12 protein-coding genes and 2 pseudogenes are annotated in these 16,987 nt (G+C 74.5%); 7 read left to right on the top strand and 7 right to left on the bottom strand.

Features of this window, described 5'->3' with window-relative positions; all coding sequences use genetic code 11:
* Window positions 1–35 precede the first annotated feature (35 nt).
* From ACFRAV_RS29685 to ACFRAV_RS29670, 4 genes are all read right to left on the bottom strand, one after another.
* Window positions 36–1,586: a leucyl aminopeptidase gene (locus ACFRAV_RS29685; RefSeq protein WP_382560185.1), complete on the bottom strand. Its 1,551-nt coding sequence runs from the start codon at window positions 1,584–1,586 to the stop codon at window positions 36–38.
* 129 nt (window positions 1,587–1,715) lie between these two features.
* Entirely contained in the window at window positions 1,716–2,528 is an 813-nt protein-coding gene (locus ACFRAV_RS29680; RefSeq protein ID WP_382560182.1) for an adenosylcobinamide-GDP ribazoletransferase, read from the bottom strand.
* Between the two features lie 88 nt (window positions 2,529–2,616).
* Entirely contained in the window at window positions 2,617–2,895 is a 279-nt protein-coding gene (locus tag ACFRAV_RS29675) for a hypothetical protein (RefSeq protein WP_108953779.1), read from the bottom strand.
* 49 nt (window positions 2,896–2,944) lie between these two features.
* Window positions 2,945–3,721, bottom strand: a complete 777-nt coding sequence (locus tag ACFRAV_RS29670) for a PspA/IM30 family protein (protein ID WP_382560179.1) — start codon at window positions 3,719–3,721, stop codon at window positions 2,945–2,947.
* 230 nt (window positions 3,722–3,951) lie between these two features.
* Between ACFRAV_RS29670 and ACFRAV_RS29665 the strand changes: the two are divergent.
* The 3 genes and pseudogenes from ACFRAV_RS29665 to ACFRAV_RS29655 all read left to right on the top strand — a co-directional run bounded on the left by ACFRAV_RS29665 (window position 3,952) and on the right by ACFRAV_RS29655 (window position 6,557).
* A pseudogene (locus ACFRAV_RS29665) lies at window positions 3,952–4,583 on the top strand (DUF3043 domain-containing protein).
* A 113-nt stretch (window positions 4,584–4,696) separates the two neighbouring features.
* Window positions 4,697–5,410, top strand: coding sequence for a class I SAM-dependent methyltransferase (locus ACFRAV_RS29660; protein ID WP_382560187.1), 714 nt, complete (start codon window positions 4,697–4,699; stop codon window positions 5,408–5,410).
* Between the two features lie 76 nt (window positions 5,411–5,486).
* Window positions 5,487–6,557 carry a S1C family serine protease gene (locus ACFRAV_RS29655; protein WP_382560177.1) on the top strand — a complete coding sequence of 357 codons (1,071 nt, stop codon included), beginning with the start codon at window positions 5,487–5,489 and terminating at the stop codon, window positions 6,555–6,557.
* Window positions 6,558–6,609: 52 nt separating this feature from the next.
* On the opposite strand, the gene ACFRAV_RS29650 is transcribed toward ACFRAV_RS29655, so the two are convergent.
* On the bottom strand, window positions 6,610–6,873 hold the full coding sequence (locus tag ACFRAV_RS29650) for a hypothetical protein (protein ID WP_382560173.1): 264 nt from the start codon (window positions 6,871–6,873) through the stop codon (window positions 6,610–6,612).
* A gap of 203 nt (window positions 6,874–7,076) precedes the next feature.
* Between ACFRAV_RS29650 and ACFRAV_RS29645 the strand changes: the two genes are divergently transcribed.
* Window positions 7,077–8,285, top strand: a complete 1,209-nt coding sequence (locus ACFRAV_RS29645) for a bifunctional adenosylcobinamide kinase/adenosylcobinamide-phosphate guanylyltransferase (RefSeq protein ID WP_382560170.1) — start codon at window positions 7,077–7,079, stop codon at window positions 8,283–8,285.
* A gap of 31 nt (window positions 8,286–8,316) precedes the next feature.
* Here the strand turns inward: ACFRAV_RS29645 and ACFRAV_RS29640 are convergent, their stop codons facing one another.
* Window positions 8,317–8,862, bottom strand: a complete 546-nt coding sequence (locus tag ACFRAV_RS29640) for a class I SAM-dependent methyltransferase (RefSeq protein WP_382560168.1) — start codon at window positions 8,860–8,862, stop codon at window positions 8,317–8,319.
* 148 nt (window positions 8,863–9,010) lie between these two features.
* Here ACFRAV_RS29640 and cobT point away from each other — a divergent pair.
* Window positions 9,011–10,153 (top strand): annotated as a pseudogene (gene cobT, locus ACFRAV_RS29635) (nicotinate-nucleotide--dimethylbenzimidazole phosphoribosyltransferase); the annotation flags it as partial.
* A 765-nt stretch (window positions 10,154–10,918) separates the two neighbouring features.
* The gene (locus tag ACFRAV_RS29630; RefSeq protein WP_382560166.1) at window positions 10,919–14,104 is read left to right on the top strand and encodes an efflux RND transporter permease subunit; all 3,186 of its coding nucleotides are present in this window, start codon (window positions 10,919–10,921) and stop codon (window positions 14,102–14,104) included.
* A gap of 71 nt (window positions 14,105–14,175) precedes the next feature.
* On the opposite strand, the gene ACFRAV_RS29625 is transcribed toward ACFRAV_RS29630, so the two are convergent.
* Window positions 14,176–15,150, bottom strand: coding sequence for a carbohydrate kinase family protein (locus tag ACFRAV_RS29625; RefSeq protein WP_382560163.1), 975 nt, complete (start codon window positions 15,148–15,150; stop codon window positions 14,176–14,178).
* Between the two features lie 176 nt (window positions 15,151–15,326).
* Between ACFRAV_RS29625 and ACFRAV_RS29620 the strand changes: the two genes are divergently transcribed.
* Window positions 15,327–16,868 (top strand): hypothetical protein, encoded by a 1,542-nt coding sequence (locus ACFRAV_RS29620; protein WP_382560160.1) that lies wholly within the window; start codon window positions 15,327–15,329, stop codon window positions 16,866–16,868.
* The last annotated feature ends 119 nt before the right edge of the window (window positions 16,869–16,987 follow it).

The following is a 16,987-nucleotide window of genomic DNA, read 5'->3' as shown; positions in this document are numbered from 1 at the left end:
CGGAACCCCTCCCCACCCCCGGTGGGTCGGGTGACTCAGAGCACGTCGCCCTCGGCGGCGCGCTCGGCCAGACGTACCAGCGTGCGCACGCCGGAGCCCGTGCCGCCCTTCGGCGTGTAGCCGAACGGCTTGCCCTCGTTGAAGGCCGGACCGGCGAGGTCCACGTGCGCCCAGGTGATGCCCTCGCCCACGAACTCGCGCAGGAACAGACCGGCCACCAGGCCGCCGCCCATCCGCTCGCCGATGTTGGCGATGTCGGCCGTGGCGGAGTCCATGCCGGCGCGCAGGTGCTCCGGCAGCGGCATCTGCCAGGCGTCCTCGCCGCTCTCCTCGGCCGCGTCGTGCACCAGGGCGCGGAAGCCGTCGTCGTTGGCCATGATGCCGAAGGTCCGCGAACCCAGGGCGATCATCATCGCGCCGGTCAGCGTCGCCACGTCGACGATCGCGTCCGGCTTCTCCTGCGAGGCCGCCCACAGACCGTCGGCCAGGACCAGGCGGCCCTCGGCGTCGGTGTTGAGGACCTCGACGGTCTTGCCGCTGTACATCCGCAGCACGTCACCCGGACGGGTGGCGGAACCGGACGGCATGTTCTCCGCCAGGCAGAGCCAGCCGGTGACGTTCACCTCGAGACCGAGCCGCGCGGCCGTGACCACGGCGGACAGGACCGCGGCGGCGCCGGACATGTCGCACTTCATGGTCTCGTTGTGGCCGGCCGGCTTCAGGGAGATGCCGCCCGAGTCGTAGGTGATGCCCTTGCCGACGAAGGCCAGGTGCTTCTTCGCCTTCGACGAGGTGTACGACAGCTTCACCAGCCGCGGCGGACGGGTGGAGCCGTTGCCGACGCCGAGGATGCCGCCGTAGCCGCCCTTGGTGAGCGCCTTCTCGTCCAGCACGGTCACCTTGAGGCCGTGCTCCTTGGCGGCCTTCTGCGCGATCTCCGCGAAGGTCGCCGGGAACAGGTCGTTCGGCGGCATGTTGATCAGGTCGCGGGCGTGGTTCATCTCCTCGGCCAGGGCGGCACCGCGCTCCACGGCCGCCTTGAAGGCGCGGTCGCGCGGCTTGCCGCCGAGCAGCACCGCCTCGCCCAGCGGGCCCTTCTTCGCGGCCTTGGAACCCTTGGCGCCCTTGGCGTCCTTGCCGGACTCCTTGTAGGCGTCGTAGGAGTACGCGCCCAGCAGCACGCCCTCGGCGACCGCGCCGGCCGCCTCCGCGTCCTCCAGCGGCAGCGCGAACGCGGCCTTGGCGACGCCGGTCAGCGCGCGGGCGGCGACGCCGGCGGCGCGGCGCAGCGCCTCGGAGTCCCAGACCTCGTCCTTCTCCGGCTGCGCGCCCAGGCCGACGGCCACCACGAGGGGGGCCTTGAATCCGGCCGGGGCGGGCAGCTTGGTCACCTCGCCCTCGGCGCCCGAGGCGCCCAGGGTCTCCAGCAGGCCGGCCAGGGAACCGTCGTACGCCTCGGCGACGGCCTCGGCGCCCGCAGCCACGACAGGGCCGCCGTCCGGCTGCGCGCCCTTGGCGACACCGACGACGATCGCGTCGGCGCGCAGGCCGGCGACCGCGGCGGTGCTGAGGGAAAGATCAGTCACGGTGGTGATGTCTCGCTTCCGTTGAGAGGGGGGTTGCTTCCGCAGGGCCGAGAGGATGGGCTCGGCCGGGCCCTGGGCTTCTGGGAGGAGCCTACGCGCGGCCTCCCGCCCTGGTCGGCCCAGGCACGGTCACCCCACGCACAGCACCAGCAACGAGACGGTCGCCGCGGTCTCCGCCAGCGCGCCCAGCACGTCCCCCGTTACCCCGGAGAAGCGGCGTACACAGCGGCGCAGCAGCGTCTCCGCCGCCAGACACCCCAGCAGCACCGCCGCCGCGGCGCGCAGCGCCTCGATCCGGCCGCCGAGCAGCAGTCCGGCGGCGGCCGCGGCGAGGGTGAGCGCGACGGCCAGTGCGAGGGCCGCCGTCCGCGGCACCGTCCCGGCGACCGCCGCGCCCAGCCCCTCCGGCCGGGCCGCGGGCACCCCCGCCCGGGCGCCCAGGGTCAGCGCCAGGCGCGCGGTCACGGCGGAGAGCAGCGCCGCCAGGGCGCCCTGGGCGGCGGAGCGGGCGAAGGCCTCGGCCAGCGCCGCGATCTGCGCCCCCAGCGCCAGTAGCAGGGTGACCACGCCGAACGGGCCGATGTCCGAGCGCTTCATGATCCGCAGCGCCTCGTCGGCGGGCTTGGCGCTGCCCAGGCCGTCGGCGGTGTCGGCGAGACCGTCCAGGTGCAGCGCCCGGGTCAGGAGCGCGGGAACGGCGACGGTCACGACGGCGGCGAGCGCGGGGGAGAGGCCGACGGCGGTTCCCGCCACCCCGGCCAGCGCGGCCGCGCCGCCGACGGCCAGTCCGGCCGACGGCGCCCAGAGCATGCCGTGACGCGCCGCCGCCCGGTCCCAGCGGCGCACCCGCACCGGCAGCGTGGTCAGGGTGCCGAGGGCGAACCGAGGTCCGTCGAGAAGGCCGGGGCGGCCGGCGGGGAGTGAGGGGGTGGCGTCGGACATGCGGCGTGACGCTACCCGCCCCGCGCCCGCGGCCACCCGGCGGGGCCGGGAGGCACGGGCGGAGACGGCAGGTCGGGGCCGGTCCGGTTCAGCCCGGGATGAGGCCCTCGTCGGTGAGCAGGGCGCGGACCTCGTCCAAGGTGGCGTCCGGGGCCGGGAGGATCAGCTCGGAGGGCTCCAGGGAGTCGTCCGGCAGCGGTTCCCCCAGCTCGCGGACCTTGTCCAGCAGGGCCCGCAGCGTCCGGCGGAAGCCGGGGCCGTCGCCCTGCTCCATCTCGGACGACAGTTCGTCGTCCAGCGCGGAGAGTTCGGCCAGATGGCTGTCGGACAGCCGGACCTGACCCTCACCCATGATCCGAACGATCATCCCGGGCCTCCCTGAAAGCGGTCGGGGCCACTGCGGCCCTGCTACGGGGCTACTGCTCCTTGTGGAACCGAGGGGAGTCCTGCGGCTGCTCCTGCGCCGGGGCGCCGCCCTCGATGGCCTGCTGCTGCTCGGCGGGACCCGACAGCTCGGCCTTCATCCGCTGAAGTTCCAGCTCCACATCAGTACCACCGGAGAGCCGGTCCAGCTCCGCCTGGATGTCGTCCTTGGCCATGCCGGACGGGTCCTCGAGCGCGCCCGAGGCGAGCAGCTCGTCGATCGCGCCGGCCCGCGCCTGAAGCTGCGCGGTCTTGTCCTCGGCACGCTGGATGGCCAGGCCGACGTCGCCCATCTCCTCGGAGATGCCGCTGAACGCCTCGCCGATCCGGGTCTGCGCCTGGGCCGCCGTGTAGGTGGCCTTGATGGTCTCCTTCTTGGTGCGGAAGGCGTCCACCTTCGCCTGCAGCCGCTGGGCCGCGAGAGTGAGCTTCTCCTCCTCGCCCTGCAGGGTGCTGTGCTGCGTCTCCAGGTCCGTCACCTGCTGCTGCAGCGCGGCACGCCGGGTCAGCGCCTCGCGGGCCAGGTCCTCACGGCCCAGCGCCAGCGCCTTGCGCCCCTGCTCCTCCAGCTTCCCCGACTGCGACCGCAGCTGGTTGAGCTGGAGCTCCAGACGCTTGCGGGAGGTCGCCACGTCGGCGACCCCGCGCCGCACCTTCTGCAGCAGCTCGAGCTGCTTCTGGTACGAGTAGTCGAGGGTTTCGCGAGGGTCCTCGGCCCGGTCCAGGGCCTTGTTCGCCTTCGCGCGGAAGATCATCCCCATACGCTTCATGACACCGCTCATGGGCTTCGCGCGCCCCCTTCTGACGACTTCCAGCTCCAGCTACTGCCGACACAACCCACGGTACGGGCTGTGTCTCCATTACCGCACTGTCCGGTGGGCGATCCGGTCCTCCGCGAGGACGACCACGGACACGTCCGGTCACGCCCAGGGAGGAGATCATCCCCCCAGGTGTCAGGACGCGGGCCGTTGCGGGATCGTTCCCACCGGGGCGGTGGTCCATGCCTGGCGCCACCCCGTACCCTTGGGTTTTGTGTTCCGAAGCCGTGCCAACGCCGAGAAGGCCAAGGACGCCGCGCAGTCGCCGGTGAGCCAGGCCAAACAGCCCCGTGACCCGCAGGCCCCGAAGGGCAGGCCGACTCCCAAGCGGAGCGCGGCCCAGTCCCAGCGCCGCAGCGTCGCCCACACGCCGACCAACCGCAAGGAGGCGGCGAAGCGGCAGCGCGAGGAGCGCCGGTCCGCCATGGAGCGCCAGCGCCAGGCGCTCGCCTCCGGCGACGAGCGGTACCTGCCGGTGCGCGACAAGGGCCCGGTGCGTCGTTTCGCCCGGGACTACATCGACTCCCGCTGGTGCGTGGCCGAGTTCTTCCTGCCCATGGCCGTGATCATCCTGATCCTGACGATCATCAGGAACCAGCAGATCCAGTTCATCGGCATGCTGCTCTGGCTGGCGATCATCGTGATGATCGTCCTGGACTCGCTGGCGACGGGCCTGCGCCTGCGCAAGCGGCTCGCCGAGAAGTTCCCGGACCAGAACCGCCGCGGCGCCGTCGCCTACGCGCTGATGCGCTCGCTCCAGATGCGCCGGCTCCGGCTGCCCAAGCCCCAGGTCAAGCGCGGGGAGCGGCCCTGACCACCACCGGCTCCGCCGGGGTGCCGCGGCAGGCGACCCCCTTCGACTCCGACGCGGCCCGCGCCTGGCTGGGCAAGCTGGGCGGGCTGCGTGACGTCGTCCGCCAGGAACTGGTGGCGCGTCAGCTGGACGAGCAGATCATCGCCCACTTCCCGGTCGGCAAGCGGCTGCGCGTGCTGGACGTCGGCATGGGCCAGGGCACCCAGGCGCTGCGGCTCGCCCGCGCCGGGCACCAGGTCACCGGCGTCGAGCGCGACCCGGTGATGATCGAGGCCGCGCGCCGGGCCCTGGAGGGCGAGCCCGCCGGGATCCGCGAGCGGGTCCGCCTGGTGGAGGGCGACGGCCAGGAGACCGGCGTCCACTTCCTGCCGGGCGCCTTCGACGTCGTGCTCTGCCACGGCGTGCTGATGTACGTCGAGGACCCGGACGCGCTGCTCGCGGGCCTCGGCCGGATGCTGGCCCCCGGCGGGCTGCTCTCGCTGCTGGTGCGCAACGGCGACGCGCTCGCCATGCGGCCCGGCCTGGCCGGCGACTGGGCCGGCGCGGTCGCCGCCTTCGACACCGTGGGCTACCGCAACCGGCTCGGCGTGAACGCCCGCGCCGACCGGCTCGACGCGCTCACCGAGTCGCTGGCCGGCATCGGCGCGCCGCTGCGGTCCTGGTACGGCGTCCGGGTCTTCACCGACCTCGCGCCCGACGGCGCCACCGCGCCCTCCGAGCTCGAGGACCTCCTCGCCGCCGAGGAGCGCGCCGGCCGCACCGACCCCTACCGCCGGGTGGCGGCCCTGCTCCACCTCTGCGGCTCCCGAGGCCTCCCGACCACCTGACCCCCGCTCGCCACCGAGGGCCCGTTCGGGGGTACAGGACGGGCCGCGGCGGGGCAGGGCGGCGAGACTCGCAGGCATGGACGCATCCGCCACGCGCCGCGCCGGGACCGCACTCGCCTGCTGCCTCGCCCTCGCCGTCCTGCCCGCCTGCCAGGCGGCCGTCCCGCACGCCGCGCCGGGCCGGGGCCATGAGGCGGGCGCCCCGCACGCGCCGGCCGCCCCGCGGGACCTGGAGGAGGGCTACATCCAGGTCGTCCGCGACGCCCTGCCCTCCGTCGTGCAGGTGCAGGCATCCGGCGACCTCGGCTCCGGCATCGTCTACGACGACCAGGGGCACATCGTCACCAACGCCCACGTCGTCGGGGACGAGGAGCGGTTCCGGGTGACCACCGCCCAGGCCGGCGCGCCGCTGACCGCGCGGCTGGTGTCGTCCTTCCCCGAGCAGGACCTCGCGGTGATCAAGCTGGAACGGATGCCCGAGGGGCTGCGGCCGGCGGAGCTGGGCGACTCCTCCGAGGTGCAGGTCGGGCAGATCGTGATGGCGATGGGCTCCCCGCTGGGGCTGTCCTCCAGCGTCACCCAGGGCATCGTCTCCGCCACCGGACGGACCGTCAGCGAGACCCCGGACGGGGGCGGCACCGGCGCGACCATCCCCAACATGATCCAGACCTCCGCCGCCATCAACCCCGGCAACAGCGGGGGAGCGCTGGTCGACCTGGACGGGAAGGTCATCGGCATCCCCACCCTGGCCGCCTCCGACCCGAGCCTGGGCGGCGGCGAGGCGGCGGCGGGCATCGGCTTCGCCATCCCGTCGTCCATGGTGCGCACGGTGGCCGACCAGATCATCGACCAGGGGCGGGTCACCCACACGGGGCGGGCCGCGCTCGGCATCACGGGCCGCACCGTGGTCGACCGGAACAACCGAGCCACCGGTGTGGCGATCGTCGAGGTGACGAGCGGCGGGGCCGCGGCCGACGCGGGACTGCGGGCCGGGGACGTCATCACCCGGCTGGGCAACCGTCAGATCACCACCATCACCTCGCTCACCGAGACGCTGGCCACCATGCAGCCGGGCGACGAGGTGACCGTCGCCTACCGGCGTGACGGCGACGACCGCACGGCGCGGGTGACGCTGGGCGAGCAGTGACGCGCGGGCGGCCGGGGGCCGACGGGCCGCCCCCGGCCGTCCCGCCGGGCCGTCAGGCCCCGGCGTTCCCGGTGCTCGCGGCGTCGGCGCCGTCCCCGGCGCCCTCGGCGTCCTCGGCGCGCAGGCTCATCGGGCCGTAGATCTCCGCCTCGTCCTCGAAGAGCCGCACCTGCTCGGCGCCGCCCTCCAGCAGGTCCCGCCAGTGCTCGCCCAGCCAGGACTCCGCGTCGCCCTGCGTGGTGAACTCCTCCGGCTCCACCGCGGGGTCGACCTCGGTGCCGTCGGCCTTCTCGAACCGCCAAATCCATGCCACCACGTGCGCCTCCAGGGTTGCGGGTCCGGCTTGTGATGCCGTCGTCAGGAGCTTAGGGGGTGCCCAGGTCCTGATCGTTCCCGGTCGCGCGGCTCCTGCAACATCGGCGGCCCCACCGGACGCTCCCGCACCCCGCGGAGGACGCCGCGCCGCCGAACAGACGGTGGCGGGCGCGCGGTCCGCGCGGCGGACGGGACAATCGGTACGTGGACGTCACTCTGCTCGGCACCGGAGCCCCCAGCGGGCTGCCCCGCCCCGGCTGCCCCTGCGCCGCCTGCGCCGTCGCCCTCGGCCCGGACGCCCGGGCCGCGACCTCGCTGCTCGTGGACGGCACGCTGCTGCTCGACCTGATCCCCGGGGCCGCCTTCGCCGCCGCCCGTTCGGGGCACTCGCTCAACGGCGTGCGGCAGGTGCTGCTCACCCATCCGCACGACGGCCCCGCCGTCGAGGTGCCGCCGGGGCTGCCGCAGCCCGGGCGGGTGCCGGACGGGCGGGAACTCGCGCTGCTCACCGGGCACCGGGTGCGGGCGCTGGCCATGGACGCCCCGGGCACCGGCTACGCGGTGACCGGACCCGACGGCCACCGGCTGCTGTACCTGCCGCCAGGGTGCGCGCCGGCCGGGCTCGAGGAGGGCGCCGAGCCGTACGAGATGGTGCTGGCCGACGTGACCGGCCGCCCGGACGCGCTGGGCCGGCTGCGGGAGGCGGGCGCGGTCGGGCCCACCACCGACGTGATCGCGGTGCACGTCGACCACGACGTGCCACCCGGCGCCGAACTGCGGCGCCGGGTGGCCGCGGCGGGGGCGAGAGCGGTGCCGGACGGAGAGACGCTGACGGTGGGGACGTACGAGAACGTGCCCGACGTGCCGCGGCGCACCCTGGTGCTGGGTGGCGCGCGGTCCGGCAAGTCCGTCGAGGCGGAACGGCGGCTCGAGGCGTACCCCGAGGTGGTGTACGTGGCCACCGGCGGGACGCGGGGCGGCGACTCCGAGTGGGCGGAACGGGTCCGGCTGCACCGGGACCGCCGGCCTGCGTCCTGGCGGACGCTGGAGACCTGCGACCTCGGCCCGCTGCTCGAGGACCACGACGGGCCGCCGCTGCTGATCGACTGTCTGGCGCTGTGGCTCACCGACGCGATGGACGCGGTCGGCGCGTGGGACGACGCGGAATGGGCGGGCGGCGGCCAGCGGGAGCTGCGGACGCGGGTGACCGGGCTGGCGGAGGCGTTGCGGGCGACGCGGCGGACGGTGGTGACGGTCTCCAACGAGGTCGGCTCCGGGATCGTGCCGGCGACGGCGTCGGGGCGGCGGTACCGGGACGAGCTGGGGCGGCTGAACGCGGCGGTCGCCGCGGAGTGCGAACACGTCCTCCTCGTCGTGGCCGGCCAGGCCCTTCCCCTCCGCGGCTCCTTCTGACCCTCCGCCCGGGGCGGACAGGCTCCGCGCGTCACCCTGGCAGACGGGCGAGGAGAGGGCGCCAGGGAGCGGTGCGGGGGAGGGGAAGGTAGCCGGTGGCGGTGAGGGCGGCGGGGGCCTCGGGGGAAGGGTCGGCCAGGAGGTGGCCGCCGGGGCGGAGGAGCGGCCGGAGGGCGCGCAGCTCGGCGGGACGCAGCCGCGTCCCGCGCAGGCTCACCACGTCGTAACGCCCCCTCAGGCGGAGGGTGACCGCGGGATCCCCCGGCACCCCCCGGTGCGCCTCCTCCACCCGTCCCGCCCGCCAGGCCTCCTCCACCCGCGCCCCGGCGTCCAGCCCGTCGAACGAGGTGTACGGGAACCACGCCCGCGCCGCCTCGCAGAAGTGCCCGTACCCGCAGCCGACGTCCAGCCAGCTCTCCGGCTCCGGCACGACCGCGAGCACCGCCCGCGCGGCGAGGCGGTGACGCAGCCGCTCCAGCCGCCCCGGCGGCCGGTCGTCCGGCGCCAGCCCGGGGAGCGGCCCGCCCGGCCCCACCGGCTCCTGCGACTGCGACTGCGGCACGGCGACCTCGGCCACGGCGGCTCCTCACCTCGGGCGACGACGGACGGAAGGACGGGGGACACCACGGGAGATCCCCGGACACGAAAGCGGGCAAACCGGAACGTAGGACGTCCCGCTCCCGGGTGCAACGACGTCGCCCCGACGGGCCGGTACTGTTCCGCCAATGAGCTCGCTTAATCTCGACGACTTCACCGACCGGATCCAGCGTCCCCACGGCAGCGTGCGCCGTGACGCGGAGGCGCGCCGGGAGCGGCTGGCCGTTCCGGCCGGGTCGCTGGGACGTCTGGACGAACTGGGGGAGTGGCTCGCGGCCGCCCAGCACGCGGTGCCGGTGCGCCCCCTGGACCGGCCCAAGGTCGTGCTGTTCGCCGCCGACCACGGCGTGGCCGCGCTCGACGTCTCCGGACGCCCGGCCGGCACGGCTTCCTGGCTGGTGCGCGACGTCCTGGAGGGCGTGAGCCCCGTCGCGGTCCTCGCCCGCCGCGAGGGCGTCCCGCTGCGGATCGTGGACGTGGGCCTGGACTGCGAACCGGAGGCGCTGCCCGCCGAGGTGACCGCCCGTCGGGTGCGTGCCGGCAGCGGCCGGATCGACATCGAGGACGCGCTCACCGCGGAGGAGGCCGAGACGGCGTTCCGCGCGGGCATGGAGATCGCCGACGAGGAGGCCGACGCCGGCACCGACCTGATCGTCCTGGGCGACCTCAGCGTCGGCGGCACGACGCCCGCCGCGGTCCTGGTCGCCGCCCTCTGCGGGACCGACGCCTCGGTGGTCACCGGCCGCGGGGGCGCCGGGATCGACGACCTGGCGTGGATGCGCAAGTGCGCCGCGATCCGGGACTCGCTGCGACGGGCGCGTCCGGTCCTCGGCGACCAGCTGAAGCTGCTGGCCGCGGTGGGCGGGGCCGACCTGGCCGCGATGACCGGCTTCCTGCTGCAGTGCGCGGTGCGTCGCACCCCCGTGATCCTGGACGGGGTGGTCTCGGCCGCCGCCGCCCTGGTCGCGCAGCGGGCCGCCTTCCGCGCGCCCGACTGGTGGCTGGCCGGCCACAGCAGCGGCGAGCCCGCCCAGGCGAAGGCGCTGGACCGGATGGCGCTCGAGCCGCTGCTGGACCACGGGGTGACCGTCGGTGAGGGCGTGGGCGCGCTGCTGGCCCTCCCGCTGGTGCGGGCCGCCGCCGCGCTCGCCGCCGAGCTGCCGGAGATCGGCGAGTCCCCCACCGTGGCCAAGCCGGGGGAGCCCGGGGAGCCGGGTGAGCCCCGAGGGCTCGGTGAGCCCGCGGGATCCGTGGCGTCCGCAGAGGCCGCGCCGTCCGCCGGAGCGCCCGAGACAGCGGCGCCCGCCGAGCCCGTCACCCCGACCGACGCCACCGGGCCCGCGGAGCCGGTGACGCCGACCGATCCCACCGGGCCGGTGACGCCGACCGATCCCACCGGGCCGGTGACGCCGGTGACCCCGACCGACGCCGCCGGGCCGGTGACCCCGGCCGACGCCGCCGGGCCGGCGGAGCGCAACGCCGATTGAGCCGGCAGGCGCCGGAACCCGCAAGGTCGGCATGACCCCGGCGCGCGCCGGGACACGGCCCCGCGATCCGCGCGGTGGGCAGGGTCTGCCGACCTGCCGGTGGGCGACGAGTGCCCCGCGAGGCAGCGGCACCCCGCCGAAGGGCAGCGCCGGGCGAGGCGGCGGGGCACGCCGGGTCCGCCGGGCCGGGTGAGCGATCCCGGCGGCACTGCACCGCGAGGCGGCAGGACACCGCCCAAGGGCAGCGCCGTCCGGTGCGGCGGGTACGTAGGGTCCCCCGGCACCGCTGTCGGCCGCCGCGGGGACGCCCCTGCCCTCCCCGCGGCGGAGGAGCCCGCCCCGGGCCGGGGGACCCCGGCGCCAGGTCCGCCCGGCGGCGGATGGCGGTGGGGATGTCCGACCCTAGGAGGATGTGACGCTCGTCAAATAGGACCAGGGGGTTACCAGGTCCTGACGGGCCATGGGTCAGGATGTATGCGGCGGCGGTCCCGCCCCATGCCGGCGCCCCCACGCACCGTGCCCTCACCTCGTAGAGAGACCCTGACCCTTATGTCCTGGCTGTCGAAATTCAGCCTCGCGCAGCGGGCCCTGATAGGGCTGATGTCGCTCATCGCGCTCCTCTTCGGAGTGATCGCGATCCCGCAGCTCAAGCAGCAGCTGTTCCCCTCCATCGAACTGCCCATGGTCTCGGTCATCGCGCCGTACCAGGGCGCGTCGCCGGACGTGGTGGAGAAGCAGGTCGTCGAGCCCCTCGAGAACGGCATCAAGGCCGTCGACGGTGTCGAGAGCCTGACCTCCACGGCGAGCGAGGGCAGCGCCGTGATCATGGCCTCCTTCGACTACGGCCCGGACACCAAGCAGCTGGTCGCCGACATCCAGCAGGCCATCAACCGGTCGCGGAACGTGCTGCCCGAGGGCGTCGACCCGCAGGTGATCGCCGGCAGCTCCGACGACATGCCCGCCGTGGTCCTCTCCGTCACCGCGGACATGGACCAGCAGGCGCTGGCCGACCGCCTCGACACCGCCGTGCTGCCCGAGCTGGAGAAGATCGAGGGCGTCTCCCAGGCTTCGGTCAACGGCGTGCGCGACATGCAGGTGACGATCACCCCGGACGACGCCAAGATGGCGCGCGCCGGGCTGAGCACCGACTCGCTGGCCCAGGCGCTCCAGGCGGGCGGCGCGACCGTCCCGGCCGGCGCCTTCGACGAGGACGGCGCCAACCGCACCGTCCAGGTCGGCGGCGGCTACACCTCTCTGCAGCAGATCAAGGACCTGCGGATCGCCGGCCAGGCGCAGGGCGCGGGCGCGGCGGCCGGAGCTCCCGGTGCCACCGGTCAGGGCGGCGGCAAGGCCGTCAAGCTCTCCTCGGTCGCCGAGGTCGAGGAGAAGCCGGCCGCGACCAACTCCATCACCCGGACCAACGGCAAGCCCAGCTTGTCCGTGATGGTCACCATGGACCGCGACGGCAGCGCCGTCACCATCTCCGACGCCGTCGAGGACAAGCTCGACGACCTGCGCGCGTCGGTCGGCAAGAACGCCGAGATCACCGTGGTCAGCGACCAGGGCCCGGCCGTCGCCCAGGCGATCTCCGGCCTCACCACCGAGGGCGCGCTCGGCCTGCTGTTCGCCGTCGTGATCATCCTGGTCTTCCTGACCTCGGTCCGCTCCACCCTGGTCACCGCGGTCTCCATCCCGCTGTCCGTGGTCCTCACGCTGATCTTCCTGTGGACCCGCGACATCTCGCTCAACATGCTGACGCTGGGCGGTCTCACCATCGCCATCGGCCGGGTCGTCGACGACTCGATCGTGGTGCTGGAGAACATCAAGCGGCACCTCGGCTACGGCGAGGAGCGCAAGGAGGCCATCCTCAAGGCGGTCCGCGAGGTCGCCGGCGCGGTCACCTCCTCCACGCTCACCACCGTCGCGGTCTTCCTGCCGATCGGCCTCGTCGGCGGCATGGTCGGCGAGATGTTCAGCGACTTCAGCATCACCGTCACGGTCGCCCTGCTGGCCTCGCTGCTGGTGTCGCTGACCGTGGTCCCGGTCCTGTCCTACTGGTTCCTGCGCGCGCCCAAGGGCGGCCCGGGCGACGCCGAGCAGGCCCGCCTCAAGGCGGAGGAGGCCGAGCGCCGCAGCCGCCTGCAGCGCCTGTACGTGCCCGTGCTGAAGTTCGCCACCCGTCGCCGCCTCACCAGCGTGCTGATCGCGGTCGCCGTGTTCGTCGGCACCCTGGCCATGACCCCGCTGCTCAAGGTCAACCTGTTCGACCAGAGCGACCAGGACGTCATCTCGGTCACCCAGAAGCTCGAGCCGGGCACCAGCCTGGCCGCCACCGACAAGGCCGCGGCCACGGTGGAGAAGGCGATCGAGGGCGTCGACGGCGTCAAGAACCAGCAAGTCACCGTCGGCAGCTCCGGCTGGATGGCGGCCTTCGGCGGCGGCACCGGCACCAACCAGGCCAGCTTCCAGGTGATGATCGAGGACGACGCCTCCTACGAGGACGTCCAGAAGGAGATCGAGAAGAGCCTGGCCGGCCTCGACGGCGTCGGTGAGACCGAGATCGGCGGGGCCCAGATGGGTCTCGGCAGCCAGAACCTCGCGGTGGTCGTCAAGGCCGCCGACCGTGACGTGCTGGCCGACGCGGCCGCCGAGGTCACCGACGCGGTCAAGGGCATGGACGACGTCACCGAGGTCACCAACGACCTCGCGCAGTCGGTGCCGCGGATCCAGGTCCGCGCCAACGAGAAGGCCGCGGCCGCCGGGTTCACCGACCAGAAGCTCGGCGGGATCGTCGCCCAGGCCGTCCGCGGCAACACCGTCGGCAAGGCCACGCTGGACCAGGCCGAGCGCGACATCGTCATCAAGGCGGACAAGCCGGCCGACACGGTGGCCGAGCTGAAGAGCCTGCGTCTGGGTAAGGTCAAGCTCTCCCAGGTCGCCGACATCAAGCTGGTCGACGGTCCGGTCTCGCTGACCCGCATCGACGGTCAGCGCGCCGTGAACGTCACCGCGCGCCCGACCACCGACGACACCGGCGCCGTCGGCATCGAGCTGGCCAAGGTGCTCGACGAGCTCGAGCTGCCCAAGGGCGCCACCGCCGAGATCGGCGGCGTCGTCGACCAGCAGGAGGAGGCGCAGATGAACCTCTTCCTGGCCATGCTCGCGGCCATCGCCATCGTGTTCATCCTGCTGGTGGGCACCTTCCGGTCGCTGGCGCAGCCGCTGATCCTGCTGGTGTCCGTCCCGTTCGCCGCCACCGGCGCGCTGGGCCTGCTGATCGCCACCGGCACCCCGATGGGCGTCCCGGCGATGATCGGCATGCTGATGCTGATCGGCATCGTGGTCACCAACGCCATCGTGCTGATCGACCTGATCAACCAGTACCGGGCGCAGGGCTACGGAGTCGTCGAGGCGGTGATCGAGGGAGGCCGGCACCGTCTGCGGCCCATCCTGATGACCGCGCTGGCGACCATCTTCGCCCTCGTCCCGATGGCGCTGGGCGTCACCGGCCACGGCGGGTTCATCGCCCAGCCGCTGGCGGTCGTGGTGATCGGCGGTCTGATCACCTCGACGCTGCTCACGCTGCTGCTGGTGCCGACGCTGTACGCGATGCTGGAGCTCCGCAAGGAGCGCCGCGCGGCCAAGCGGGCCGCGAAGCGGGCGGAGCAGGCCCCCGGCGACGGCGGCGACGACACGCCCGCCCCCGCCGCGGAGCCCGAGCCCGTCCGGGCCTGACGCACCGCGACACGAAAGGCCCCCGGCGCCACTGGCGCCGGGGGCCTTCCCCGTGTGTCACGCGTCGCGCGTCAGCCGAGGTTCTTGCGGACCTCGGAGGCGGCCTCCTCGCCGTACGCCTCGGCGAAGCGCTCCATGAAGTGGGCCCGGTGCAGCTGGTACTCCTGGGTGCCCACGGTCTCGATGACCAGCGTGGCCAGCATGCAGCCGATCTGCGCCGCGCGCTCCAGCGAGACGCCCCACGCGAGACCGGAGAGGAAACCGGCGCGGAAGGCGTCGCCGACACCGGTCGGGTCGGCCTTGCGGGTCTCCTTCGGCACGCAGACCTCGATCGGGTTCTCGCCGTGACGCTCCACGCGCACGCCGCGCGAGCCCAGCGTGGTCACCCGGTGGCCGACCTTGGCGAGGATCTCCTCGTCGGACCAGCCCGTCTTGGACTCGATGAGGCCCTTCTCGTACTCGTTGGAGAAGAGGTACGTCGCCCCGTCCAGCAGGATGCGGATCTCCTCGCCGTCCATCCGCGCGATCTGCTGCGAGAAGTCCGCGGCGAACGCGATGCCCCGGGCGCGGCACTCCTCCGTGTGGCGGAGCATCGCCTCCGGGTCGTCGGCGCCGATGAGGACCAGGTCGAGACCGTCCACGCGGTCGGCGACGGTCTTCAGCTCGATCAGGCGGGCCTCGCTCATCGCGCCCGTGTAGAAGGAGCCGATCTGGTTGTGGTCGGCGTCCGTGGTGCACACGAAGCGCGCGGTGTGCAGCGTCTCGGAGATGCGCACGGAGGCCGTGTCGACGCCGTGCCGGTCGAGCCAGGCGCGGTACTCGTCGAAGTCGGGACCGGCCGCGCCGACCAGGATCGGGGCCGTGCCCAGCTGGCCCATGCCGAACGCGATGTTGGCGCCGACGCCGCCACGGCGGACGTCGAGCTGGTCGACCAGGAAGGAGAGCGAGACCGTGTGCAGCTGGTCCGCGACGAGCTGGTCGGCGAACCGGCCCGGGAAGGTCATGAGGTGGTCGGTGGCGATGGAGCCGGTGACTGCGATGCGCACGGCGGGTTCTCTCCTGGCTGGCGGCTTGGTGACCTACCGATGGTAGGCGGCTCGGGCGGCCGGTTCGTCCCGAGTGCCCCTTCGGGGGGAACCGGGTCCTCCCCGCGCACGTCCCATCGGGGACTCCTGATGAGGGGCACGGCCTCCGAGGGCCTTTGAGGAAGAGGAGCAACGAGGTGAAGGACGACGCGCTGCCGGCCGGCGGCCCGGACGACGGCCGCGACCACGACCCGCACGACCGAACGGCTCCCCACGGCGGGGCCGCCCCGCACGGCGACACCGCCGCGGGACCGGTGCACGGCCCGCACGGCGACACCGCGCCGGGACCGGTGCACGGCCCGCAGGGCGACACCGCGCCCGGACCACGGCACGACCCGCCGCGCAGGCGGCTCGCGGTGGCCGCGGTGGCGGCGGCGGTGCTGGCCGTGGCGGGCGTCGGCACGTACGCCGCCTCCTCCACGGGCGGCCCGGCCGCCGCCTCGCCCGCCGACCCGCCGAAGCCCGAGCCCCTGGTGCTCGACGGTTACGGCGCCGTGCCGCAGGGCCTGACCTTCCGTGCCGCGGGCGAGCTGCCCGACGGCCCGGACACCGCCCCCGTGTACCTGCCCGAGGGCCAGGTCCCCCGGGAGCGGGTGGCCGCGCTCGCCGAGGCGCTCGGACTGGAGAGCACGCCGCGCCAGGAGGGCACGGTGTGGAAGGCGGGGGAGGAGCTGACCGTCGACAGGAAGGCCCCCGCCTCCTGGACGTTCCACCGCGACCCGTCGGGCGCGAAGACCCCGGTGGACGAGGGGAAGGCGGAGAAGGCCGCCGCCCCCGTGCTCGAGGCCGCCGGACAGGGCGACGCCCGGGTGGACGCGGGCGGCACCCTGGGCGCCGAGCGCACCGTCGACGCCGACCCCGTCGTCGGTGGGCTGCCCACCCACGGCTGGACCACCGCCCTGCGCGTGGGGCCCGACTCCCGGGTGACCTCGGGCGCCGGCATGCTCGCCGACCCGGTCCGCGGCGACTCGTACCCGCTGGTGGACGCCGAGGCCGCGCTGAAGGACCTCGACCGGCTGAGCTCCGGGATCGGCCGGGCCCCGGAGCCCGGCTGCGCCACCGCCGTGCCCGCGGAGCCCGGCGGGGACAAGGGGGAGGAAGCTCCCGCGGGCCGCCCCTCCGCGGTGCCGCCGGCCCACCCGTGCACCCCCGAGGCGCCCCTCAAGCGGCGCACCGCCACCGTCGAGAGCGCCGAGTTCGGCCTGGCCGCGCACTTCGTGGACGGCCGGCAGACGCTGGTGCCGTCCTGGATGTTCGAGGTGCGGCTCCCCGACGGGGGCGACCTGCTGCGCCTGTCCCACCCCGCCGTCGACCCCGCCTACCTCACCACGGGAGAGGAGCCGCCGGCCGAGCGTCCCAGCCCCCGCCCCACCGGGCCGGACGACGGCACGGCCGCCGGCCAGGCCCGGATCACCGGCTACCGCGCCGAGGACGGTCGCCTCACCGTGGCCTTCGAGGCGGGCGTCTGCTCCGACTTCACGGTCCGCACCGAGGAGAAGGAGGGCAGGGTCGAGGTCACCGTCCTCGACAGGCCGTGGCCCGAGCGGGTCTGCATCATGATCGCGAAGACCCACCACCGGACCGTCGAGCTCGAACGGCCGCTGGGCGACCGCGCGGTGGTCGACTCCGAGGGGCACCCCGTCCCGCGGGAGAAGGACCCGCACCCGACGGCGCGCTGACGTGCCCCGCCGTGGAAACGCCCGAGGGCGGCGCTCCCGTCAGGGGAGCGCCGCCCGCGGTGGCGACCCCGGGGGAGCCGGGGAGGTGGAAATCTGCCCCCCGGGGCCGGAACCCCGGG

The sequence above is a fragment of the Streptomyces sp. NPDC056600 genome, assembly GCF_042792855.1.
GTDB lineage: Bacteria > Actinomycetota > Actinomycetes > Streptomycetales > Streptomycetaceae > Streptomyces.
This window is presented reverse-complemented; position numbering and strand designations above follow the sequence as displayed.